The organism is Pseudarthrobacter phenanthrenivorans Sphe3 (genome assembly GCF_000189535.1).
GTDB classification, from domain to species: Bacteria; Actinomycetota; Actinomycetes; order Actinomycetales; family Micrococcaceae; genus Arthrobacter; species Arthrobacter phenanthrenivorans.
Genome location: NC_015145.1, coordinates 1,122,036 through 1,144,240 on the forward strand (window position 1 = coordinate 1,122,036; position 22,205 = coordinate 1,144,240).

20 protein-coding genes are annotated in these 22,205 nt (G+C 66.7%); 16 read left to right on the plus strand and 4 right to left on the minus strand.

The genetic code is table 11. The features are described from left to right. The first annotated feature begins 34 nt into the window (after window positions 1–34). The 4 genes from ASPHE3_RS05255 (at window position 35) to ASPHE3_RS05270 (ending at window position 4,633) form a co-directional block, all read left to right on the plus strand. Window positions 35–1,543 carry a sugar ABC transporter ATP-binding protein gene (locus tag ASPHE3_RS05255; RefSeq protein ID WP_013600193.1) on the plus strand — a complete coding sequence of 503 codons (1,509 nt, stop codon included), beginning with the start codon at window positions 35–37 and terminating at the stop codon, window positions 1,541–1,543. 3 nt (window positions 1,544–1,546) lie between these two features. Continuing rightward, window positions 1,547–2,530: an ABC transporter permease gene (locus ASPHE3_RS05260; RefSeq protein ID WP_013600194.1), complete on the plus strand. Its 984-nt coding sequence runs from the start codon at window positions 1,547–1,549 to the stop codon at window positions 2,528–2,530. 46 nt (window positions 2,531–2,576) lie between these two features. Further along, on the plus strand, window positions 2,577–3,392 hold the full coding sequence (locus tag ASPHE3_RS05265) for a sugar phosphate isomerase/epimerase family protein (RefSeq protein WP_013600195.1): 816 nt from the start codon (window positions 2,577–2,579) through the stop codon (window positions 3,390–3,392). Between the two features lie 68 nt (window positions 3,393–3,460). Continuing rightward, window positions 3,461–4,633 (plus strand): levoglucosan dehydrogenase, encoded by a 1,173-nt coding sequence (locus ASPHE3_RS05270; RefSeq protein ID WP_013600196.1) that lies wholly within the window; start codon window positions 3,461–3,463, stop codon window positions 4,631–4,633. A 69-nt stretch (window positions 4,634–4,702) separates the two neighbouring features. On the opposite strand, the gene ASPHE3_RS05275 is transcribed toward ASPHE3_RS05270, so the two are convergent. Next, window positions 4,703–5,485, minus strand: a complete 783-nt coding sequence (locus ASPHE3_RS05275) for a GntR family transcriptional regulator (protein ID WP_013600197.1) — start codon at window positions 5,483–5,485, stop codon at window positions 4,703–4,705. A 189-nt stretch (window positions 5,486–5,674) separates the two neighbouring features. Here ASPHE3_RS05275 and ASPHE3_RS05280 point away from each other — a divergent pair, with 189 nt between their 5' ends. Next, window positions 5,675–7,180 (plus strand): hypothetical protein, encoded by a 1,506-nt coding sequence (locus tag ASPHE3_RS05280; RefSeq protein WP_148258083.1) that lies wholly within the window; start codon window positions 5,675–5,677, stop codon window positions 7,178–7,180. Between the two features lie 59 nt (window positions 7,181–7,239). Next, the gene (locus tag ASPHE3_RS05285; protein WP_013600199.1) at window positions 7,240–7,617 is read left to right on the plus strand and encodes a VOC family protein; all 378 of its coding nucleotides are present in this window, start codon (window positions 7,240–7,242) and stop codon (window positions 7,615–7,617) included. A 19-nt stretch (window positions 7,618–7,636) separates the two neighbouring features. Here ASPHE3_RS05285 and ASPHE3_RS05290 read toward each other — a convergent pair whose 3' ends face one another. From ASPHE3_RS05290 to pdxA, 3 genes are all read right to left on the minus strand, one after another. Next, the gene (locus ASPHE3_RS05290; protein ID WP_013600200.1) at window positions 7,637–8,416 is read right to left on the minus strand and encodes an alpha/beta fold hydrolase; all 780 of its coding nucleotides are present in this window, start codon (window positions 8,414–8,416) and stop codon (window positions 7,637–7,639) included. Window positions 8,417–8,506: 90 nt separating this feature from the next. Continuing rightward, window positions 8,507–9,280, minus strand: a complete 774-nt coding sequence (locus ASPHE3_RS05295; protein WP_013600201.1) for a DeoR/GlpR family DNA-binding transcription regulator — start codon at window positions 9,278–9,280, stop codon at window positions 8,507–8,509. Between the two features lie 75 nt (window positions 9,281–9,355). Next, window positions 9,356–11,752: a 4-hydroxythreonine-4-phosphate dehydrogenase PdxA gene (gene pdxA, locus ASPHE3_RS05300; RefSeq protein WP_013600202.1), complete on the minus strand. Its 2,397-nt coding sequence runs from the start codon at window positions 11,750–11,752 to the stop codon at window positions 9,356–9,358. A 190-nt stretch (window positions 11,753–11,942) separates the two neighbouring features. On the opposite strand from pdxA, the gene ASPHE3_RS05305 reads away from it, so the two are divergent. The 10 genes from ASPHE3_RS05305 (at window position 11,943) to ASPHE3_RS05350 (ending at window position 22,149) form a co-directional block, all read left to right on the plus strand. Further along, window positions 11,943–13,517 carry an ABC transporter substrate-binding protein gene (locus ASPHE3_RS05305; RefSeq protein WP_013600203.1) on the plus strand — a complete coding sequence of 525 codons (1,575 nt, stop codon included), beginning with the start codon at window positions 11,943–11,945 and terminating at the stop codon, window positions 13,515–13,517. Between the two features lie 3 nt (window positions 13,518–13,520). Beyond that, on the plus strand, window positions 13,521–14,456 hold the full coding sequence (locus ASPHE3_RS05310; RefSeq protein WP_013600204.1) for an ABC transporter permease: 936 nt from the start codon (window positions 13,521–13,523) through the stop codon (window positions 14,454–14,456). Further along, entirely contained in the window at window positions 14,453–15,373 is a 921-nt protein-coding gene (locus ASPHE3_RS05315) for an ABC transporter permease (RefSeq protein ID WP_013600205.1), read from the plus strand. The genes ASPHE3_RS05310 and ASPHE3_RS05315 overlap by 4 nt, the downstream gene beginning before the upstream one ends. A gap of 1 nt (window position 15,374) precedes the next feature. Further along, on the plus strand, window positions 15,375–16,295 hold the full coding sequence (locus ASPHE3_RS05320; RefSeq protein WP_013600206.1) for an ABC transporter ATP-binding protein: 921 nt from the start codon (window positions 15,375–15,377) through the stop codon (window positions 16,293–16,295). Beyond that, a complete protein-coding gene (locus ASPHE3_RS05325; protein WP_013600207.1) occupies window positions 16,292–17,119 on the plus strand; it encodes an ATP-binding cassette domain-containing protein in 828 nt (275 codons plus the stop codon). Before ASPHE3_RS05320 ends, ASPHE3_RS05325 begins: the two co-directional genes overlap by 4 nt. Window positions 17,120–17,171: 52 nt before the next feature. Continuing rightward, a complete protein-coding gene (locus ASPHE3_RS05330) occupies window positions 17,172–18,161 on the plus strand; it encodes an aldo/keto reductase (RefSeq protein WP_013600208.1) in 990 nt (329 codons plus the stop codon). 44 nt (window positions 18,162–18,205) lie between these two features. Continuing rightward, window positions 18,206–18,982, plus strand: coding sequence for an HpcH/HpaI aldolase family protein (locus ASPHE3_RS05335; RefSeq protein WP_013600209.1), 777 nt, complete (start codon window positions 18,206–18,208; stop codon window positions 18,980–18,982). A gap of 5 nt (window positions 18,983–18,987) precedes the next feature. Further along, window positions 18,988–20,247, plus strand: coding sequence for a sialidase family protein (locus ASPHE3_RS05340; RefSeq protein WP_013600210.1), 1,260 nt, complete (start codon window positions 18,988–18,990; stop codon window positions 20,245–20,247). Then, window positions 20,240–20,935 (plus strand): SDR family NAD(P)-dependent oxidoreductase, encoded by a 696-nt coding sequence (locus ASPHE3_RS05345; RefSeq protein WP_013600211.1) that lies wholly within the window; start codon window positions 20,240–20,242, stop codon window positions 20,933–20,935. The genes ASPHE3_RS05340 and ASPHE3_RS05345 overlap by 8 nt, the downstream gene beginning before the upstream one ends. 350 nt (window positions 20,936–21,285) lie before the next feature. After that, on the plus strand, window positions 21,286–22,149 hold the full coding sequence (locus tag ASPHE3_RS05350; RefSeq protein ID WP_013600212.1) for a LysM peptidoglycan-binding domain-containing protein: 864 nt from the start codon (window positions 21,286–21,288) through the stop codon (window positions 22,147–22,149). Window positions 22,150–22,205 lie beyond the last annotated feature (56 nt).

Sequence of the window (22,205 nt, forward strand, 5' to 3'; positions counted from 1 at the left end):
GTCCCAACCCCCGCGCCACTCCGAAAGGGCAACCATGAACACCGCAGACAATGTCGTCGAAATGCGCTCGATCTCCAAGGGCTTCAACGGCGTTTCCGTGCTGAAGGACGTCAGCTTCGACGTCCGGAAGGGCGAGGTCCACGCACTCGCCGGCGGCAATGGCGCCGGGAAGTCCACGCTCATGAAGATCCTCCAGGGTGTGTACCAAGCAGACGCTGGAGAGATCCTCATAGGCGGGAAGCCAGCCGCCATCAACTCGATCCAGGACGCAAAGGCCGCCGGGATCGGGATGGTCTTCCAGGAATTCAGCCTGGTACCGAGCCTGACCGTTGCACAGAACATCTTCCTCGCTGCCGAACCGCTCGGCAGGGGCGGGCTCATCGACGACCGCACCGCGGTGAAACGGGCCAGGGAGGTCTTCTCCGAGATGGAGGTCGACGTCGACCCCCGCGCGGAGGTCTCCCGGCTCGGAACTGCCTACTGGCAGCTGACCGAGATCGCCAAGGCCCTGGCACAGAACGCCCAGGTCCTGATCATGGACGAACCCACTGCCAGCCTGGCCCGGCACGAGTCCGAGGCGCTCTTCGAACTGATCGACCGCCTCAAGCAGCGCGGCATTTCGATCATCTACATCTCGCACCGCATGGACGAGGTGTACCGGCTGGCGGACCGGATCACCATCCTTCGCGATGGCCGCCACCTCCTCACCGCGCCTCTGACGGACGTAACTCCCGAGCAGATCGTCGAAGGCATCGTGGGCAAGAAGATCGAAGGCCAGCTCTCCTACCGGGAGCGGGACCACGTGGCCCACGACGGCGCGCCGCTGCTGGAAGTCCGCGGGCTTAACGCCGGGAACCGGGTGCGGGACGTTTCCTTCACGCTCCGGCCCGGCGAAATCCTCGGCCTGGCAGGGCTGATGGGAAGCGGACGCACCGAGCTGGCCCGAGCCCTCTTCGGCATAGACAAAGTGGACAGCGGTGACGTCCTCCTGCGGGGCAAGAAGGTCAACCTTGCCTCGCCACAGCAGGCCATCAACGCCGGCGTCGCCCTCATCCCGGAGGACCGCAGGGCCCAAGGCCTCGTCCTGGAGCACTCCGTCCAAGACAACCTGCTCCTGCCGCTGCTCGGACAGATCCAGCGGGGACCACTCCTGGACGGCGGCAAAGGCAAGGAATTGTCCTCCTCCCTTATCAAGCGTTTCGCAGTCAAGGTGGCCCACCCCAACCGCCCGGTGCGGCTCCTCTCGGGCGGCAACCAGCAGAAGGTGGTTATCGCCAAATGGCTGGGCACCGATCCGGACATCCTGATCCTGGATGAGCCCACGGCCGGCGTGGACATCGGCACCAAAAGCGAAATCCTGGACATGATCCGGGAGCTGGCCAGTGCAGGCAAGGCCGTCATCGTCATCTCCTCCGAGTATCCCGAACTACTCGCGGTCAGCGACCGCGTCCTCGTCCTCAAGGACGGCTCCATCATCCGCGACATTCCCCGCAGCGAGATCGCTGACGAGGAATATCTCCAACTTGCAGTCCAGGGAGTCTGAACAGTGAGCAAGGCAAACACCATCGCGCCCCGGGACACCGCGGCCCGCAATTTCGGCACCGTCCTGAAAGAACTCGACTGGCGGCGCTACGTCATCTACATCGGCTTCGTCGTCGTCTTCATCTTCTTCGCCATCCTGCTGCGCGACCAGGGCTTCCTGTCGCCCAACAACCTGCTGAACATCTTCCGGCAGACGGCCACCATCACCGTCATCGCCGTCGGCATGACCTATGTGATCGCATGTGCGGAGATCGACCTGAGCGTCGGATCCGTGGCCGGTCTCTCCAGCGTCTGCACCGCGATGGCGCTGTCCCAGTTTGGCCTGGTCCCCGGGATCCTGGCGGGCCTCGCCGTCGGACTGGTGGTCGGATCAATCAATGGCGCGCTTGTCAGCCTCCTCGGCATCCCGTCCTTCCTGGTGACGCTCGGCATGCTGGGGATAGCAGTGGGCGTCGCCCAATGGATCACCGCCTCGGCGCCCCAGCCGATCCTGAACGACACCTTCAACATGCTGTTCGGATCCGGCAACTTCGGCCCCGTTCCAGGGCTGGTGGTCTGGAGTGCAATCTTTGTTGCCATCGGCGCCGTCGTACTGAACCGCACCCGGTTCGGCCGCCAGGTCCTGGCCACGGGAGGCAACCGCAACGCCGCGGACTTCACCGGCATCAACACCAAGCGCATCAAATTCCAGGTCCTCCTGATCTCGGCCATGGCGGCAAGCGTCGCCGGCATGCTCTACGCCGGCCGCCTCCAGTCCGGACGGTTCCAGTGGGGATCGGGAGACGAACTCTCCGCAATCGCCGCCGTCATCCTGGGTGGAACCAGTCTCTTCGGCGGATTCGGCTCCATCATCGGCACCCTCTTCGGCGCCCTGCTGATCGGCCTGATCAACAACGGGCTGATCCTCGCCGGACTCGACAGCAGCCAGCAGCAGGTTGTCCGCGGCGCCATCATCATCCTGGCCGTCGCCATGGCCCGGAAGAAATAGCACACATGATCTTCAACCCTTCTTCGGCTCCTGAAAGGCAGAAGCAATGAAACTCGGTTACTGTTCCATCACCTGGGGCGGCGTGGTGGGCCACGCCCAAGGCGTGACGAGCGTCAAGGACCTCTTTTACCTCACCCACGGATCCATGAAGGACGCCGTCCAGGACATCGCCTCCGTCGGCTACGAGGGTGTTGAGATGTTCGACGGCAACCTCGCGGAATACGCGGAGAAGCCAGAGGAGCTCAAAGAAATCCTGAGCAGCTCCGGAGTCTCCCTGACAAGCGTCTACACGGGGGCGAACTTCATCTACGCAGATATCCTTCCCGACGAGCTGCACCGGATCCACCGGGCAGCCGAGCTGGCCGCGAACTTCGGAGCTGAACGGCTCGTGGTTGGCGGGGGAGCACGGCGCGCGGCCGGAACCACTGAAGAGGACTACCGCCGCCTCGGCAGCGCCCTGGACAGCGTCACGGACATCGCCGAAAGCTTCGGGCTGTCGGCGAGCTACCATCCACACCTGACCACCATCGTGGAGAGCCCGGACGAGCTGGACAAGCTCATGCCGCTCACGCGGATCGGGTTCTGCCCCGACACCGCCCATCTTGCAGCCGGCGGAGCAGATCCCGCCGCCGTCATCCGGAAGTACCCCGACAGGATCCGGCACGTCCACCTCAAGGACCTCCGGAAAGACCCATTTTCCTTCCTGCCCCTGGGGCAGGGGGAACTCGACTTCCCGGACATCCTCGCGGCCATCCGGGAGAGCGGCTACGACAGCTGGCTCATGGTCGAACTGGACGGCTACGACGGGGATCCCCGGGAAGCGGCCGAGATCAGCAAGAAGTACCTCGAGAAACTCCTCTGACCATCCAAACCACCAGGGACGGCCAATGCAGGCATGTCCCGCCTTTTTCCGAAAGGAACCTGATTCACATGCAGAACCTCAACGTCGGCCTCATCGGAGGCGGCTTCATGGGCAAGGCCCACTCCCTGGCTTATGCCGCCATGCCCATGTTCTTCTGGCCCGCCCCGGCTCTGCCGGTCCGCAAGGTCATCGCTGAGGCCAACCCGGAACTGGCTGCAGAAGCGGCCCGCCGCTTCGGCTTCGAGAACTCCACCTCGGACTGGCGCAGCATCATCGACGATCCGGACATCCACGTCGTAGACATTGCCACGCCGAACCACCTCCATGCCGAAATCGCGATCGCCGCGGCCGAGGCAGGCAAGCACATCATCTGCGAGAAGCCCCTTGCCCGCACGGGCGAGGAATCAAAAGCCATGTACGACGCAGTCAAGGACAAGAACATCGTCCACATGGTTGCCTTCAACTACCGCCGGACTCCCGCCGTCGCGCTGGCCAAGAAGTACATCGAGGAAGGCGCCATCGGCCGCATCCTCAGCTTCCGAGGCACCTACCTCCAGGACTGGAGCGCGGACCCCAACTCCCCGCTGTCCTGGCGGTTCCAGAAGTCCATCGCAGGTTCCGGCGCCCTTGGCGACATCGCCACACACGTCATCGATATGGCCCGCTACCTCGTGGGCGAGTTCAGTGCCGTCAATGCCGTCCTGTCCACCTGGATTCCGGAGCGGCCGCTGCAGTCCGGCGGAGCTGACGCACTCGGCACCGTACGGGGCGGGGAGGGCCCCAAGGGCCCGGTCGACGTCGATGACGAGGTCATGACCATGATCCGCTTCGCCAACGGCGCCGTAGGATCCGTGGAAGCGACCCGCAACGCCCACGGCAGGAACAACTACATCACTTTCGAAATCCACGGAACCGAAGGCAGCATCGTCTTCAACTACGAACGGCGCGACGAACTGCAGGTGGCCTTCGCCTCCGACCAGGCCGACCGCCGCGGGTTCCGCACCGTCTACACCGGGCCGGCGCACCCCTACGGAGAAGGACTCTGGCCCATCCCGGCGCTCGGCATCGGTTACGGCGAAACGAAGATCATCGAAGCGCATGACTTCTTCAAGGCCATCGCAGAAGGAGGCAGCGTAAGCCCCAGCTTCGCGGACGGCTACCAGGTCGCCCTGATCGACGATGCGATTGTCGAATCGGCGGCCAAAGAATCCTGGGTTGACGTTCCGCAGATCAGCGCGTGATCTGAGGGGAGGGACGGTGAAGAGCCGTCCCTCCCTTTTGGTTGTTTCCAGCCCTGCAGGATGTGCCAGTCAGGACTGGAACTGCTGCATCACCGAGAGGTGGCCGGCGCGGGCCGAGACCAGGCATTTGGCCAGGTAGAAGGGCTGGTTGCCGTTCCGCACGTATTGCGTCAGGACCAGCACCGGGTCCGAGGGGCGCAGGTCCAGCAGCTTCGCCCGGCTGGGTCCCACCTGGCTGAGGCTGATCTGGCACTCGCCCGGCCCCGCCAACCTGCCCAGCTGTTTGTTGAGCGCGGCCAGCAAGGTGGTGCCGCCGTCGTCCTCTATTTCAAGCGGCGCGGCGGCGCCCTTGCCGAAGCTGACCGGCTGGGCGGTGACGTTTTCCTGCAGGTGGGCGATGGCCTCGCCGTCGCGGATCAGGACCGATTCCCAAAGCCAGCAGTCGGTGCCGGGCCCGACGCCGATGCCGGGGGCGACGAATTCTGAGGCCGCCTGCCGGACCACCTGGGTGCGCTTGACCTCGGCCTGCTGGCCGGGGCTGCCGAGGACGTCCTCGAAGGGTTGGATGCGTTCGATGCCGATGCGGGGGAGTGTGTCCGAGACGAAGCGTCCGACGCCGCGCCGCGCCCTGATGAGGCCATCCTCCTCGAGCAGCATGAGGGCTTCGCGGACGACGGTGCGGCTGACTTTCATGTCCGTGCCGAGTTCGGTTTCGGTGGGGATCATGGAGCCGGGGGTGAGGAGGCCGTTGCGGATGGCTTCGGCGATCCGCGAGTACACCGCGACGCGCAGGGGAGCGCCGGGCTGGGCGGCCACCGGCTGGGACAGGAACCGGGCGGCGTCCTGGTGCACGTTATGCCTCGCTTGCGTGTTGGGTCCGGCATCTGGTGGTCGGTCCGGGGATTCCAGCCTAATCCACGTCTGATGCGTTTGTTGGACAAGCAGGGCGCCGGTCCTGCCTTGCTCGGGGAACACCCTGCACGTGCCTCGACGGGCACTCCGGCCCTTACGGATTGTCTGTGGCAGGTGGGATCCTGCAGCATGGCAACTAAACGTCGTCGCTCACGTAGCTCTGGTGCCGGTGGGCTCGGCCCTTTCGGCTTGTTCCTCGCCCTCGCCGCCATCGGGGTCCTCATCCACTACTGGTGGGTTATTCTGATCGTTCTCGGCGTGGTGGGGCTGACCGTGGGAATCGTCCGCTCCGCCAAGACCCCTCCTGCCGTGGCACGCCCGCAAAAGCCGTCCACTCCGCCGAAGCCTAAACCAGTCACGGCCCCGCCCCGCCCTGCCCCCGTCAGTGAGGATCTCGAGGGCCAGATGCGCGCAACCAAACGGGTCCGCCGCACGCGGGACATGCAGGACTGGGACTACGAGTGGATCCGGTTGATGCACCCGGAAAAGAGCAGCCGCGAACTCAGCGAAATCGCCAACGCCCACTTCGCGCGCGGACGGTCGATCGGCATGAACTACGAGTGGGCCGGCCCTCGTGATTCCGGGCCGGAACCGCCCGCTGAGGCCGTCCGTGTGCCGGAAGATCACCAGTCGGCCAAGCCGGAGTCTTCGGACGAGCATGCAGTGAGTGGCCCGGAGGACGGCGTATCCCCGGTGCGCCTCGCGGTCCTCGCCCGCTTCCATTCCGACCTGATGAGGCTGTATGAGGCCCGGGTGGCACAGGCGCGCGAGGACACCCGCACCTCCTCAAACACGGACAACAACGTGCAGGAGCCAGGGGAGCTTTTTGAAAGCGACCCACGCACCATGTGGGCATGGGCTGAATATCTGGAAGGGCGGCTCTCCCTGCCGGTCAGCGGCGAGGCTGCTCGGCAGATCCTGGACGCGATCCCGCCCAGTGACCACGTCGAGATCTTCGGCGCGGTGGCCATCGGGGCAGAACTCCTCGGGAGCACGGACACGCTCCCGAAGGAGGCCCGATTCGCCGCGAGGACATTCGACCGGTGGATCCTGACGTCTCCGGGAGGCCCCGCCGAGACTATCCCTGCTTCCAGTACAAGGCACTGGGGGACGGCCAAGCCGGCCTACCATGCCCGCTGGCTGGCACAGAGCAACTTCGGCCTGGCCGATGGCCGGAACCTGCGGGCCTACGCTGACCGGACACACGTCGATCGGTTTCGCGAGGGCGCCGGACTGCTCATCCTTCGGCTTCCCGACAGCCCCCTGGCGTCCGCCCCGCCAAAGCTCGGCACAGGGGGCGAAAACGCCCGGGTCGCGGGGTACATCAACTCCGTCACCGAACGGGTCCGGGCGGCGAACGCCAATTACGGCAGCCTTGAGGCCCTGACTGCGCTTCGGGAGACCCATGGGGCGGACAGGTGCATGAGGGCAAGGAACTATCTGAAGGCCGCCGTCGACGCCGTGAATCGGCGTCCCCGGATTGGAACTGATACCCACAAAGCCGTGGTTAGCCAGTTTCGCAATGCCGACCTGGGCGCCGCCTTCTTCTGCCAGGTCCTTAGCCTTCCCTATCCCGGGACCCAACCGCTGGGCAAAGCCCGGAGACGCCCTAAAACAGCAGCCGACTTCTACTGACCCGTGTGGGCAGTGCCAGGCACTGACTCCTCGGCCAGGTCCTCCGTACACTTGGGTCCATGGTCTCCCGTATCAGCGAACTGGTCCTCAACTGTGCCGATCCGGAACTCCTGGCTGGGTTCTGGTGCGGCGTCCTCGGCTATGTGGAGCTTGACCGGGAGGACGGTGCCATCGAGATCGGCCCTCCGGACGCCGGGTTCGGCGGCCTGCAGCCGACCATCATCCTGAGCCCGAGCAGCAATCCGCGGACCGGGCGGCTTCCCCTGCACATCGACGTCAACCCCGTGGACCGGGATCAGGATGCCGAACTGGAACGCCTGTTGGCCCTCGGCGCCCGCCCGGCCGACGTCGGGCAGACAGGCGACGAGCAGTGGCACGTCCTGGCAGACCCTGAGGGCAACGAGTTCTGCCTCCTGCGCAGGCGGCTCGACCCCTGACCGGGGGCGGGGCCACATCTCATGTGGCGGAGCCCGCAGGAGTTGCCTGCAGGGCCCAGTGCCGGCGGAGGGATTCGGCCAGCCGCTCAGGCTCGATCCGGTGCGGCGGGTCAAAGTGGTGGCGCTTGGGGAAGACCTCCAGGTGGAAGTCCGGGAAGAAGACCCTCGCCAGCCTGGCGGCAACCTCGCCATACTCATCCGGATGACTGAGCCCGCCCAGGGCAAAGAACACCGGCCTGCTGAACGCGGCGAGTTTGGACCGGTCCAGGTCGTACTCCTTGAAGGTGTTCAGGAACGCCCTGATGCCGGCCGGCCGCTTGGCCATCCACGGCGGCGGGGGACCAGGCTCCGGCGGCGGCAGGACGACGTCGGGCCTCACCTGGAGCCGCATGAAGGCGGCCATGAACTCATCCGGCGGGAGCGACTCCAGCTCCTGATACTTTCTCCGGTGTTGAGCGTAGGCGGGACTCCAGTCCCAGTTTCCTGCCCACGCGGGCTCCAGCAGGGCCAGGCTCTCCAGCCGGTCGGGATGCGTGGCGGCGAGTGCCAGGGCCGCCGCGCCGCCACCCGAATAGCCCAGGAGGTGGAACGTCTGCCAGCCCCGGGCATCGGCTTCCCGCAGCACTCCGGCCACCTCCGTGTCCAGGGTCCAGCCAGCCGGTGGTTCGTCGTCCTTGTACAGCTCCAGTTCCTTGGCGACGGCCTGCACCTCCGGCCCGAGGGACCGGATCAGGGACCCGTACGCCAGCTCCGCCGGGAGCACCGCGCCCGGTAACAGGACAGCCCGAATCGGTTCCATGCAGACACATTACGCCCGAAACCGACATCCGCAATGGGCTCGAAAACTGCGGATCGGGCTACTACTTTTCGATTGCGCGCTTTCCGAAAACTAAGCGGCTACCGCAGCCACCTCAACAGCAACCCCGGCGTCCCGGAACTTCTGCACCTGGGTGGGGTCGGCGCCGTCGTCCGTCACCAGGGTCCACGGCAAAGCCAGCCGGGCCCACGCGTGGAACGGCCGCAGGCCGAGCTTGGAGGAATCCGCCAGCACGTACACTTCCCGCCCGCGCCGCGCCATCAGCTCCTTGAGCCGGGTCTGGGCGTGGTCCGCCTCGCAGATGCCATCCTCGGCGGTGACGGCGTCGGCACCCAGGAACACCCGGTCAAAGCTCATCCGCTCCAACGCGGCCTCGGCCAGGGGGCCCACAAAACTCTGCGAAACGCTCCGCAACCGGCCGCCCAGACAGTCCACCTCGATGCCCTCGCTATCCGCCAGCTCCTGCAGGGTGTTGATGCCCGGCGTCGTCACGGACAACCGATCAAACCCGCGCAGCTCGTGGGCAAGAGCACCCGCGGTGGAGCCGGCGTCAAGCAGGATGGACTCGCCGGGCTGGATCACCGAGACTGCCCAGCGGGCGATGGCGTGCTTCTGCTCGAACGCCTCGCCGGTGCGCTGCCGCAGCGACGCCTCCGGGTGCGCGCCCAGCGCCATCGCCCCGCCATAGGTGCGAGCCAGCCGGCCCTGCGAATTCAGCAGCGCCAGGTCGCGGCGGATGGTGGACGCGGTCACCTCGAACCGGGCCGAAAGCTCCTCCACGGAGGCCAGGCCGGTGGTCACGGCAAGGTGGTAGATCTCCTCGCGCCGCGCGTTTGCGCTGAGCATTCCCGGTCTCCTTCCCGTGGGCATGGCGGTGGCAGTGCTACCCATGCTAGTTCCGGCCCCCAATGAATCGGGGAGTTACACGGCCACGGCTGGCCGGGTGGCCATCTCCGCCGCCTGGTGCAGCGCCTCCACCATGGACCGGGAATCGGCGATTGCCTTGCCGGCGATGTCGAACGCGGTGCCGTGGTCCACGGACGTGCGGATCACCGGCAGGCCCACCGTGATGTTCACGCCGGCCTCGATGCCCAGCACCTTCACCGGCCCGTGGCCCTGGTCGTGGTACATGGCCACCACTAGGTCGTAATCGCCCCGGCCAGCCAGGAAGAACAGCGTGTCCGCCGGAAGCGGGCCCACCACGTTGATCCCGTCCGCCTGTGCGGCCTTCACGCCCGGCTCGATCTTCTCCGCTTCCTCGCCCTGGCCGAACAGGCCGTTCTCGCCGGCGTGCGGGTTGATGGCGCACACACCGATCTTCGGGTTGGGGATGCCCGCGCGGACCAGCGCCTCGTGGCCGCGGCGGATGGTGCGCTCCACCAGGTCCGGGTTGATCTTGCGGATGGCGTCCACCAGCCCGATGTGCGTGGTCACGTGGATCACCCGGATTTTGGGCGTGGAAAGCATCATGGACACTTCCTCTGTGCCCGTCAGGTGCGCCAGCAGTTCGGTGTGCCCGGGGTAAATGTGCCCGGCCGCGTGCAGCGCCTCCTTGTTCAGCGGCGCGGTGCAGATGGCCTGCACCTTCCCGGCCATCGCCAGCTCGCTGGCCACCCGGATGTATTCGTACGCGGCGTGCCCGGCCACGGGGGAGAGCTGCCCCCACGGCAGGTCCTCCGGCAGCAGATTCAGGTCGATCACGTTCACCCGGCCCGGCGTGAACAGCGCGTCCTCCACGTCCCGGATGCTCTGGATGTCCGCCTCGATGCCCAGGACGTCCGCGGCCTGGCGCAGGCGCAGCGCGTCGCCGATCACCACGGGCCGGCACTCGGCGTTGCTCTGCGGATCCAGTACGGCGGCCACCACCACCTCCGGCCCCACCCCGGCCCCGTCGCCCATGGTCACGGCCACGTACGGGAGGGCGGCCTGCTCGGTCTCGGTCACTGCGTCGGTTGTCATGTCTGCTCCAGAAGGTTCGTCCAGCGGGGGAAGGTTGGTGGTGGGAGGCTGCGCGGACTGTCCGCGGCGCTCCCGGATTTCGTCGTAAAGCTGCAGGAGGGCCAGGTCATCGCCGAAGCTGCCGGGCTTGGTGCCCACCAGCGTCCCGTCATCGGCACGGCTCAGCACGGCCCCGTGCTGTACCGCCGCGAGTGGCACCAGGCTATGGCGGCCGACGGCGTCCAGGACTTCCCGGGCCGTCTCACCGCCGGTAAGGATCAGGTCAGTGGGTGTTGCCTTCGCGGCCTCGGCCGCGAACTTCGACAGGGCCTGCACGATGGCTTGGGCTTTCGCCGGGTCCACCTTTGCTGCTGCCAGGGTGACGGCAATGTTCTTGCCCGCCCTGAGGGCCTGCCCGGTCTCCTCGAGCTGGGTGGCGTACGCGCCGGCAGCGCCTGCGTAGAGCGGGTGCAGCCGGACCACCATGAAGCCCCTGGCTTCCAGCCGGGCCAGCTGCGCCTGGGCAGTTTTGGAGGCGGAGCCGACGACGGCGAGCACCGGCCGGGCCGCTTCCTGCGGTACGGCGGTGGTTGCGTCCGCCGTTGTCACAGTTTGCGCATTCCGCGCAGACTGTGCAGCGAGCCGCTGTGCGAGGACGCCAGCCGCCCCGCCCGTTCCCACCAGGACGATGCGGCGGCCGCCAGCCTCCCGGAACTCCAACTCCAGCAGGGCGTCCACCACGTGCGCCAGGTCCTGCACGGTTTCGCCGTCGGCCACCACCAGCTGCGGCTGGTCGGGATCCAGCAGCGCGGACAGCTTCTTAGGCAGCGAACCGGACCGCACCGCGGTCAGGCCCAGTGTCCGTACCGAGGCCGGATCCTCGGGGCACAGCAGCGACGGAATGTCCGCCGGCGGGGCCGAAAGCTCCGCCTGCCACAGATCCTTTTCCGCCAGGGGAGTGCCGGCCACCAGCGGCCGCCCATCCACGACGGAACGCTGCAGCTGGGGGAGTGCCCCTGCTACAACGGCATGGAAACCAAGGCCCCTCAGCGCGGCAATCTCGGCACGAATGTTGCCGCGCCACAGGGAGTCCATCTTCTTGAACAACACCTGCGCAGCCGAGGCCTCGCGACCTGAAAAGGCCTCCTTTACGAGCGCCCCGGCGGCCGCCTCGGCAAGCCCGCGGGAGTGCGTATCGGCAACCACCACGTTGGTGGCGGCGCCCGGAAAGGAGGTGCCGCCGTCGTGCGTTGCCAAAGCGTTACCCACTCCTGCAGCCGCACCCAGCAAGACCTGGGTGGTCAGGTTGTGCTGCACAAAGCAGTAGCCAACCTCGGCGGCGCCGGAGAAATCGTCGGCCTGCACAAATACGGAAGCCACGTTGCTCCTCTCGTCCGTAGTGGGCTCGATCCCGCCACGTAGCGGGAAGCTCCTCATCATCATGACACGGTTGCGCGAATCACGCTAGAGGGGTTGCGCAATTTGCGCAGGAGTGGCAAAGTGATGGACACAACATTCGGCGCAGCCACTCCCGCCGGCCGCCGTCCCCCGATCTACCGAGAGGTCAACGATGACCGTTCTTCCTCAAGGAAGTGAGATTTCCCGCCGCCGCCTGCTGCAGTTCGGCGCGGCCGCAGGGTTTCTGCTGGGCACCGGCAGCCTCGCAGGCTGCGCCGGCCCCACCGGCCTTCCCGGACCCAGCACCCTGACCCTCGCGCTCAACCGCTCACTGGTCAGCCTGGACAACAAGCTCAACCAGTTCGACGCCGCCGTCACCGTGCAGCGCGCCGTCCGCCAAGGCCTCACCGCCATCGGCCCCGAAACCAAGCCCGTGCTGGTCCTGGCCGAACGCTTCGAAATGACCGGCCCCACCGAATGGACCGTCCGGTTCCGCGAAGGCATCCGCTACTCGGACGGCAGCCCCGTCAAGGTGGAGGACGTTGCCACCGCACTGAAGATGTACCAGCAGGTGCAGGGCTCCTTCGTGGCCGGCTTCTTCCCCGAATTCCCCGAAGTGGTGCCGGTGGATGACCGCACCTTCAAGATGGTGTCCAAGAAGCCCATCCCCATCCTGGACTCGCTCATGAGCATGATCCTGATTACCCCCGCCGCCCAGAACAAGCCGGAGGAACTGCAGGAAGGCCTGGGCACCGGCCCCTACGTGGTCACCAAGTTCAACCGCGGCGCCGGCACCTACAGCCTGGCCCGCAACGAAAACTACTGGGGCCCCGCCCCGCAGGTGGACAACGTGGAAGTCCGGTTCCTCCCCGAGGAATCCAGCCGGGTGATCGCCCTCCGCAGCGGCGAGGTGGACGTCATCGACTCCATCACCCCCGACTCCCGCGAACAGCTGGCCGGACTTCCCGGCGTCAAGCTGCAGGAAGCCTCAAGCCTCCGCCTGAACCAGATCTTCTTCAACTTCCGCAAGCCCGCCGGCCACCCGCTGGCCGATCCCCGCGTCCGCCAGGCACTGAGCATGGCGATCGACGGCGAGTCCCTCGTCCGCGACGTACTGGTGGACTCTGTCACCCAGGCCGAGGGTGTCACCCCGTCCAGCCTGACCGGCTACTACAAGACCGGCGAGTACGTCTACGATCCCGAAAAGGCCAAGGCCACCCTCGCCGAGCTCGGCGTCAAGGACCTCACCCTGAAGATCATCTGGGAAACCGGCGAGTTCGCTTCCGACACCTCCGTGATGGAGGCCCTGGTGGAGATGTTCGGCAAGATCGGCGTCAAGGCCGAACTGCAGCAGTTCGAACCCGGCGGCAACATCCTGGCCTGGCGCCAGGGCAAACAGGGCGACTGGGACCTGCTCGGCAACGGCTACCCCAGCCCCACCGGCCTGGCCATCACCATGCTGCAGGGCATGTACGCCGGCACCCCCGAAAAGGAAGCCACCCGCGACACCTACCAGGGCTACGTGATCCCCGAGGTCACCGCAAAGATCCAGGCCGCCTCCGCCGAAGCGGACCCGGCCCGCAGGACCGAACTGCTTAACGAAGCCCAGCAGGCGGTGTGGGACACCTGGCCCTGCGCCTGGGCGTTCGTCCCCAAGTCCGTCCTCGCCCACCGGGAGCGGGTGTCCAACATCAACCTGGCACCCACCAACTCCTACCCCCTCGTTGATGTCCGGCTGGAGGCCTAAGCCATGACGAACTACATCCTCAAGCGCCTGGGACAGGGCCTGCTCACCGTGTTCCTCACGGTTTCCACCGTGTTCATCCTGATCCGCATGGCCCCGGGCGACCCCGCGGTCTCCTACGCCGGACCGCTGGCTACCACCGAACAGCTCGCCGCGGTCCGGGAGCAGTTCGGCCTGGACCGGCCCGTGCTGGAGCAGTACTGGATCTTCCTCCAGCAGCTGTTCACCGGCAACCTGGGCCAGTCCTACTCCTTCCAGGCCCCCGCCATGCAGGTGGTCTTCGAACGGATGCCGTACACCCTGACCCTGGCCACGTCGGCAATCCTGCTGACCGCCGTCGTCGCCATCCCCCTGGGTGTCTGGATGTCCCGCCGCCCGGACACCGGCAAGGAGTTCGGCGTCAACGTGCTCACCATCGCCGGGCAGTCCATGCCCGACTTCTGGACCGGCATCATGCTGCTCACCGGCTTCGCCGTGCTGATCCCGCTGTTCCCGGCCTCCGGCTTCGCCACCTGGGGCGGACTGGTCCTCCCCACCGTCACCATCGCCATCCTGCAGATCGCTCTGATCTCCCGCATGGTCCGCCGCGAAATGACCAACAACCTCGCCGCCCCGTACCTCACCGTGGCCCGCTCCCGCGGCGTCAAGAACTCGGTGCTGACCTGGCGCTACGCCATGGGCAACTCTGCCATCCCCGTCTTCACCGCCCTGGGCACCCGGTTCGCCGCGATGCTCAACGGCGTGGTGGTGGTGGAAGTGGTGTTCGCCTGGCCCGGCGTGGGCTCCCTCATTGTCCGGGCCCTCGAAACCCGCGACTACCCCCTCATCCAGGCGACCGTCCTGGTCACCGCGCTCCTGGCCGTGGCCGTGCAGCTGCTGATCGACCTCGCCTACCCGCTCCTTGATCCCCGTGTTCGTCTTGGAAAGGCGGCAACAGCATGAGCCTCGACACAGCAACACCTGCCGGCGCGCCCAGCCGGCAGCCCAGCCCCTCCGCCGTCACCAAGGCGGACATCGCCAGGGCAGGCGCCACCCGTCGTCGTAAATCCGCCCAGTGGAAGCTCATCATCGGCACAGTCTGCACCCTGCTGGTGATCATCCCGATCATCCTGGCCCAGGTGCTGCCGCTGCCGGACGCCAACTTCCAGGACCTCTCCGCCCGGCGCCTGCCGCCGCTGACGGACGGGCACCTGTTCGGCACAGACCAGCTGGGCCGCGACCTGCTCTCCCGTGTGCTGCATGGCGGCCAGGTCTCGCTGACCATCGGCCTGCTGGCCGTCCTGGTCTCCGGCGCCATCGGCGTGATCCTCGGCGCGGCCGCCGGCTACTACGGCGGCTGGGTGGACACCATCGTCTCCCGCCTCCTCGAAGCCCAGATGTCCCTGCCGCTGCTGATGATGCTGCTGCTGGTGGTGGCCCTGTTCGGCCCCTCCATCCCGGTGATCACCTTCGTGATCGCCATCGCCCAATGGCCTGAAGTTGCCCGCCTCACCCGCTCCATGGTGCTGGTGGAACGCGAAAAGCCTTACGTTTCCGCCGCCCGGATCCTGGGACTGCACAAGATCCAGATCCTGATCCAGCACATCATCCCCAACGTCATCAAGCAGGCAACCCTGGTGGTGCTGCTCCTGCTGGCCCAGGCCGTGCTGCTCGAGTCCGCGCTGTCCTTCCTGGGTGCCGGCCCGCAGCGGCCCTTCGCCACCTGGGGCCGGATCATCTCCGACGGCCAGGACTACATCACCACTTCCTGGTGGATGGTCACCCTGCCCGGCCTGGTGATCGTGCTCATGGTGGTGGGCGTCAACCTGCTGGGCGACGGCCTGCGCGACCGTCCCCGCCGCAAGAAGAAGGGTGCCTGACATGACTGCTTTCAAAGAACAGCCGCTGCTGGAGGTCCGCGACTTCCAGGTGGAGCTGATCACCGACGCCGGCATCATCCGCGCCGTGGACTCCGTCAGCTTCAGCATCCACCGCGGCGAGACGGTCACCATCATCGGCGAGTCCGGGTCAGGAAAATCGACGACGGCGATGGGCATCCTCCGCCTGCTGCCCGAGGACCTGGCGGTCCTGTCCGGCACCGTGCTGATTGACGGCGTCGACATCTCCGCCGACCCCAAGGCCATCGACAAGGTGCGCGGCAAGACCCTCGCCCTGATCCCGCAGGACCCCATGACGGCGCTGAGCCCGGTCCATTCGATCGGCAGCCAGCTGTTCGAGGCGATCCGGATCGCCGGCGCCGCCTCCGCCAAGGACAAGGGCGCGCTGCAGGCCCGGGCCGTCCGGCTGCTGGAGCAGGTGCACATTCCGACGCCGGAGAAGCAGCTGAAGAAGTACCCGCACCAGCTCTCGGGCGGAATGCTGCAGCGTGTGCTGATCGCCATCGCGCTGGCTTCCGAGCCGCAGCTGCTGGTGGCGGACGAGCCGACGTCGGCTCTGGACGTCACCGTGCAGGGCGGCATCCTGGACCTGCTGCTGGAACTGCAGGAACAGCGCGGCATCGGCATCCTGATGATCACCCACGACCTCGGTGTGGCCCGGCTGATCTCGGACCGCATCCACGTGATGAAGGACGGCTCGTTTGTGGAGTCCGGGGAGGTCCAGCAGATCGTTGACCACCCCGCCACCGAGTACACCCGCACCCTGCTGGCCGCAGTGCCGGTGCTGGGGCCGTGGGACGAATCGCCTGCTGCCCCCGCTTCCCGCGGTGCGCACGCCGCTTCCGGCGGCTCGTCCGCCACCACCCCTGACCCCGCCCTGACCAAGACCGGAGCAAAGCCATGACGAAGCCGTTCCTCGCCGTCGACAACCTGGTGGTGGACTACCACGTGCCCGGCGGCACCTTCCGGGCCGTGGACGATGTCTCCTTCTCCGTGGACAAAGGCAAGACGATCGCCGTCGTGGGTGAATCCGGCTGCGGCAAGTCCACCGTGGCCAAGGCCCTCATGCGGCTGGTGACCCCCACCAGCGGCAGCATCACCCTGGACGGCACGGACATCGCCGCCATGAGCGAGGCCAAGCTGCGGCCGCTGCGCTCCAAGTTCCAGATGGTGTTCCAGGACCCGTACGGCTCGCTGGACCCGCACATGACCGCGCAGGAGATCGTGGCCGAGCCGCTGAAGCTGCAGGGTGTCCGTTCCAAGGCCGAACGGCACAAGGCCGCCGCGAAGCTGATCGACCAGGTGGGCCTGCCGGTGCGGTCCCTGGACAAGCACCCCGGCGAGTTCTCCGGCGGCCAGCGCCAGCGCATCGGCATTGCCCGCGCGCTCGCCTCCAAACCCGAACTGCTGGTCTGCGACGAGGCCACCAGCGCCCTGGACGTGTCCGTGCAGGCCCAGGTGCTGCGGCTCCTGAAGTCCATCCAGGAGGAAACCGGCATCACCTATGTGTTCATCTCCCACAACCTCGGCGTGGTGCAGGAGATCAGCGATACCGTCATGGTGATGCAGAAGGGCAAGCTGGTTGAACTCGGCTCCACCGCCTCCGTCCTGACCAGCCCGAAGGAGGACTACACCCGCAAGCTCCGCCGCGCGGCGCTGGACCCTTCCACCATGACGGGCCTGAAGCCGCGGCACATTGTCCGCTCCCTGGCCCTGGCGAACCAGTAGAACCAGCCCAACTCCTGACTCTCCAACGAACGCAACCACGAGGAATCAACGCATGAGCACGCAGCCTGACGGCACCCAGGTAGACGGCCTGAAACTTCCCATCTCCCGGCTGGTCCTGGGAACCATGACCTTCGGCGACACTGCTGACGAGGCCATCGCAGGCCGGATGGTGGAGGAGGCACTCGCCGCCGGCGTCACCACCATCGACACCGCCAATGCCTACGTGGGCGGGGTCACCGAGGAGATGCTGGCCCGGCTTTTGAAGGGAAAACGCGACGGCGTCATCCTGGCTTCCAAGGCCGGCATGCCTCACGCGGATGCAGGCTCCAACCCGCCGCTTTCGCCGGCGGCGCTGCGCGCCAGTGTTGAGGGGAGCCTGCGCCGGCTGGGAGTGGACAGCATCGACCTGTTCTACCTGCACCAGCCGGACCGGGCCACACCATTGGCTGACACGCTTTCCACGGTGGCCGAACTCGTTGCGGAGGGGAAGATCAGGGCGCTGGGTGTGTCCAACTTCGCCGCCTGGCAGATCGCCGACGTGATCCACACGGCGCGTGAAGTGGGGGCGCCGCGGCCCGTCGTCGCGCAGCAGCTCTACAACCTGGTGGCCCGCCGGCTCGAGGAGGAATACCTCGAATTCGCGTCCACCCACAACGTGCACACCATGGTCTACAACCCGCTGGGCGGCGGCCTGCTGACCGGCAAACACAGCTTTGACGCCAAGCCTACCGAGGGCCGCTACGGCGATTCCAAGCTCGCCGCCATGTACACGCAGCGGTACTGGGACAAGCAGCTGTTCGACGCAATCGGCGAGCTCTCCCGGATCGCCTCGGACGCCGGGGTTTCCCTGGCCGAGCTGTCGCTGCGCTGGCTCGCCTACCGTGACGGGGTGGGGTCCATGCTCCTGGGCGGGTCCAAGGTGGAGCAACTCCGCGCCAACATCGCCGCCGTGGCCAACGGACCGCTGCCGGCCTACGTCGTGGACGCCTGCGACGCCGTGGGCACGTCGCTGCGCGGCCCGATGCCCGCCTACAACCGCTGACTTTCTCCTTATCCTCCTGAACCTAATCTGACTGAAGGACTCTGATGACCTCCGAACTGGCCACCGAATTCGCCCGCAAGATCCGCGCCCGTGAGCAGGCGGTGGGCTACTGGGCAGTGCTGGACGCACCCGTGGCCACCGAACGCATCGGCCGGCTCGGCTACGACTACGTGGCCCTGGACGCGCAGCACGGACTGCTGGGCTACTCGGGCGTGCTTAACGGACTGATGGCCATCGACGCCGGGCACGCCGCCGTCGGCATGGTCCGGGTGGAGGCCAACGACTTCACCGCGATCGGCAAGGCACTTGACGCGGGCGCCGTGGGGGTCATCGTTCCGCTGATCAACAACGCGGATGATGCCGCAGCCGCCGTGGCTGCCGCCAAGTACCCGCCGCTGGGCGGCCGCTCCTACGGGCCCATGCGCTCGGCCCTCCGGATCGGGCCGAAGCCCGCCGACGCGAACGCCACCACCCTGGTCTTCGCCATGATCGAGACGCCCGAAGGCCTGGCCAACGTCAAGGAAATCTGCGCCACCCCGGGCCTGGACGGCATCTACGTCGGTCCCTCTGACCTGGCGATCGCCGTGGGCGGGGCGTTCCCCGGGGACCCCGCCGTTGACGCCGAATTCAACGCCGCGCTGGAGACCATCGCCGAGGCCGCCGCCTCCGCCGGGATCGCCGCCGGCATCCACACGCCCGCCGGTTCCGTTGCAGCGCAGCGGCTCGCCCAGGGCTACACCTTTGCCACCATCGCCTCCGACCTGACGCACCTGGAACAGATCGCCAAGTCCCACCTCGACGCCGCCACCAAGAAGGACTAATTCCTATGCAGGACACCACCACCGACGCGTACAGCACCATCACCCCGGACGGGGCCGTGAAGCGGGCCGACGGCGCCGACTTCGCCTACCTGCCGGCCCCCACCGTTCAAAGCCACGCGGCCAACCTGCTCACCCTGCCGGACGGCCGCCTCGGCTGCGTATGGTTTGGCGGCACACAGGAAGGCGTGCCGGACATCTCCATCTGGTTCTCCGCCCTGGAACCGGGCAGCAGCCAGTGGTCCGAGCCGCAGCAGCTCTCCGACGATTCCACCCGGTCCGAGCAGAACCCCATCTTGTTCACCAACACCGACGGTGCGCTCTGGCTGCTCTACACCGCGCAGAAGGCGGGCAACCAGGACACCGCCGAGGTCCGCCGTCGTATTTCCACGGACAGCGGACGCACCTGGGGCGAGGTGGAGACGCTCTTCCCCGCCAACGAAACCGGCGGCGTGTTCGTCCGCCAGTTGCCCGTCGTCCTGCCCTCCGGCCGCCTGATCGTCCCGATCTTCCGCTGCATCACCACGCCGGGGGAGAAGTGGGTGGGCAACAGCGATGACAGCGCCGTGATGATCTCCGACGACGCCGGGGCCACCTGGACCGAGCACGTCCTGCCCGGCAGCCTGGGCTGCGTCCACATGAACATCCAGCCCGTTGCCGACGGCTCGCTGCTGGCCCTGTTCCGCAGCCGCTGGGCCGACGCCATCTACGAATCCCGCTCCACGGACGACGGCTCCACCTGGAGCGAGCCCGTCCCCACGGAGTTGCCCAACAACAACTCCTCCATCCAGTTCACCGCGCTCGCCGACGGCCGCCTGGCCCTGGTGTACAACCACAGCCGGGCGCAGGAGAACACCGAACGGCGCCTGTCCCTGTACGACGAGATCGACGACGACGGACTGGCCGAGGAACAGGGCCAGCTGGCCGAGCCGGATGCTGCTGCCGTTGCCGACGACGGTTCCCGGAAGGCGTTCTGGGGCACGCCGCGCTCGCCGATGACCCTGGCCATTTCCGAGGACTCGGGCCGCACGTGGCCGATCCGGCGAAACCTGGATGTGGGGGACGGGTACTGCCTGTCCAACAACTCCCGCGACGGGTTGAACCGCGAATACTCCTACCCGTCCATCCACCAGGGCCCGGACGGTTCCCTGAACATCGCCTATACGTACTTCCGGCAGGCCATCAAGTTCGTGCGCGTGGACCCGCAATGGGCGTATGAGGGCACGCAGACGCCGGGCGGCCTGGAGGACGGCTCCATCAATGACTGACCTGGCTGCCGGTGCACAGAAGCACGCGGTTGTTACCGGTACGAGCTCTGGAATCGGCAAGGCGATAGCCCAGCATCTGCTCGCCGACGGGTGGGCCGTGACGGGGCTGAGCCGCAGCGAGTCATCCCTGGCCGGGAAGTTTGAGTGGCTGCAGGCTGACCTGTCGGAGCCGGAATCCCTGGCGGCTGCCGTCTCCGGGCTGGCGCCGGCCGACGCCCTGGTGCACGCCGCAGGGTTCCAGCGGACGGCGCACCTCGGCTCCCTTGATCCGTCCGCGCTCGCGGGCATGTTTACGGTCCACGTGGTGGCCGCGTCGGTGCTGGCCAACGCGCTGGTCCCAACCATGCCCGACGGCGGCCGGATCGTTTTGCTGGGCAGCCGCACCTCCACGGGCATGCCGGGCAAGAGCCACTACGCCGCGACCAAGGCTGCGTTGATGGGGCTGGGCCGGACGTGGGCCCAGGAGCTCGCGCCGCGGGGGATCACGGTGAACGTACTGTCCCCGGGCCCCACCGACACCCCGATGCTGAACGACCCCGGCCGCGCCGCCACCCCGGTAAAGCTCCCGGCGCTGGGTGCGCTGGTGGACCCCCAGGACGTGGCCGCCCTGGCCGCGTTCCTCCTGGGCCCGCACGGCAAGTCGATCACGGGCCAAAACTACGTGATCTGCGGCGGCGCCTCCCTCTAACCCCAACCCAAACCCCTGGGACGCTCTCTCACTTAGCGCGGCTTTTCGGGCGATCCTCTCTCACATAACGCGGGGTTCGCAGGTCATGCCGCAGAACTTCATCAACTATGCTCAGGGGTGGTCTGACGGACTTTGCACCGGGGTTCACCCGGCTTCTTGGGGGATGCATTGTGAAGAATGAAGGTGCTGCAGCTGCACGAAAGCCTGTGGGGCTGGCCCGTTGGGCGGCTGCGTCGATGGCTCTGGCTGCGCTGGGACTGGCCGGATGCACGCTAACTGAGTCTCCAGCGCCGGCGCCCTCGGCCACCGCGGCTCCGGAAGCGACAACGGTTAGCGACGGAGATTCCTCCATGCGCGGGGAAGAGGTGACCGACTCGTTTGGCAATGTGGACTTCTACACCACAGCCTCCGGCGACACCCTTGCTGGCGTGGCTGCCGGTTACAACCTCTCAGAGGCAAAGGTCGCAGAATTCAACGGGCTCCAGCCCGGTTCACCTGTGAGCCCAGGTACAAAACTCCGGCTGATCCCCGCTGAACCCCTGACAGGGGCACGGGGCGCTGCCACAGTTGACGCGAACGGGATCCCCACCAGTTACAGGATTGAAGCCGGTGACACTTTGAGTGGCATTACCTACCGGTTCAACCTGACCCCGGAGCAGTTGGCAGCAGCTAACAAGGTCCCGTTCACCTATGAAGTAGGTGGCACCTACTTCATTCAAGCCGGGCACGTTATCCAGCTCCAGAAAAACCCGGTGGACAGCCGGTCGGGTAAGGGAGAAACAGTCACAAACTCGTTCGGTCAACCTGTTTACTACACCACCGTGGAGGGTGACTCGTTCGAGAGCCTGGGATACCAATTTCGCTCCACAACCGAACAGATCCTGCTGTACAACCCGTCACTCGCGGCTAACGAGCCGATTCCGGCGGGACGTAAATTGCGGTTGATCCCCGGCGAACTAAAGATCGAGGGCGCGCAGGGCACGTTCACTGCCGATGCTGATGGGATCCCGCTTACCTACACCACTGCCCCCGGTGACACGGAGCGCCAGGTCTCGTTCCGATTCAGCATCACTGATTTGCGGGCAGCGAACCGGCCGACCACCGGCACAGGCGGAACCTGGTACGAGTTTGTTGACCTGCCCACCGTCGAACTAGCACCCGGACAGACCATAAGCCTCGCGCTGGACAAGCCCATCAATCGGCCAGGCCTTTAGACCGCATTGATCGAGTTACGGCCTGGCCAAATCGTGTGGGCGACATGAGAGACGGG

Excerpts from the sequence above, each read along its gene's own strand:
- ASPHE3_RS05255 (WP_013600193.1), top strand. The coding sequence starts at position 35 with ATGAACACCGCAGACAATGTCGTCGAAATGCGCTCGATCTCCAAGGGC.
- ASPHE3_RS05265 (WP_013600195.1), top strand. The coding sequence starts at position 2,577 with ATGAAACTCGGTTACTGTTCCATCACCTGGGGCGGCGTGGTGGGCCAC.
- ASPHE3_RS05270 (WP_013600196.1), top strand. The coding sequence starts at position 3,461 with ATGCAGAACCTCAACGTCGGCCTCATCGGAGGCGGCTTCATGGGCAAG.
- ASPHE3_RS05280 (WP_148258083.1), top strand. The coding sequence starts at position 5,675 with ATGGCAACTAAACGTCGTCGCTCACGTAGCTCTGGTGCCGGTGGGCTC.
- ASPHE3_RS05285 (WP_013600199.1), top strand. The coding sequence starts at position 7,240 with ATGGTCTCCCGTATCAGCGAACTGGTCCTCAACTGTGCCGATCCGGAA.
- ASPHE3_RS05290 (WP_013600200.1), bottom strand. The coding sequence starts at position 8,416 with ATGGAACCGATTCGGGCTGTCCTGTTACCGGGCGCGGTGCTCCCGGCG.
- ASPHE3_RS05295 (WP_013600201.1), bottom strand. The coding sequence starts at position 9,280 with ATGCTCAGCGCAAACGCGCGGCGCGAGGAGATCTACCACCTTGCCGTG.
- ASPHE3_RS05305 (WP_013600203.1), top strand. The coding sequence starts at position 11,943 with ATGACCGTTCTTCCTCAAGGAAGTGAGATTTCCCGCCGCCGCCTGCTG.
- ASPHE3_RS05310 (WP_013600204.1), top strand. The coding sequence starts at position 13,521 with ATGACGAACTACATCCTCAAGCGCCTGGGACAGGGCCTGCTCACCGTG.
- ASPHE3_RS05315 (WP_013600205.1), top strand. The coding sequence starts at position 14,453 with ATGAGCCTCGACACAGCAACACCTGCCGGCGCGCCCAGCCGGCAGCCC.
- ASPHE3_RS05320 (WP_013600206.1), top strand. The coding sequence starts at position 15,375 with ATGACTGCTTTCAAAGAACAGCCGCTGCTGGAGGTCCGCGACTTCCAG.
- ASPHE3_RS05325 (WP_013600207.1), top strand. The coding sequence starts at position 16,292 with ATGACGAAGCCGTTCCTCGCCGTCGACAACCTGGTGGTGGACTACCAC.
- ASPHE3_RS05330 (WP_013600208.1), top strand. The coding sequence starts at position 17,172 with ATGAGCACGCAGCCTGACGGCACCCAGGTAGACGGCCTGAAACTTCCC.
- ASPHE3_RS05335 (WP_013600209.1), top strand. The coding sequence starts at position 18,206 with ATGACCTCCGAACTGGCCACCGAATTCGCCCGCAAGATCCGCGCCCGT.
- ASPHE3_RS05340 (WP_013600210.1), top strand. The coding sequence starts at position 18,988 with ATGCAGGACACCACCACCGACGCGTACAGCACCATCACCCCGGACGGG.
- ASPHE3_RS05345 (WP_013600211.1), top strand. The coding sequence starts at position 20,240 with ATGACTGACCTGGCTGCCGGTGCACAGAAGCACGCGGTTGTTACCGGT.
- ASPHE3_RS05350 (WP_013600212.1), top strand. The coding sequence starts at position 21,286 with ATGCGCGGGGAAGAGGTGACCGACTCGTTTGGCAATGTGGACTTCTAC.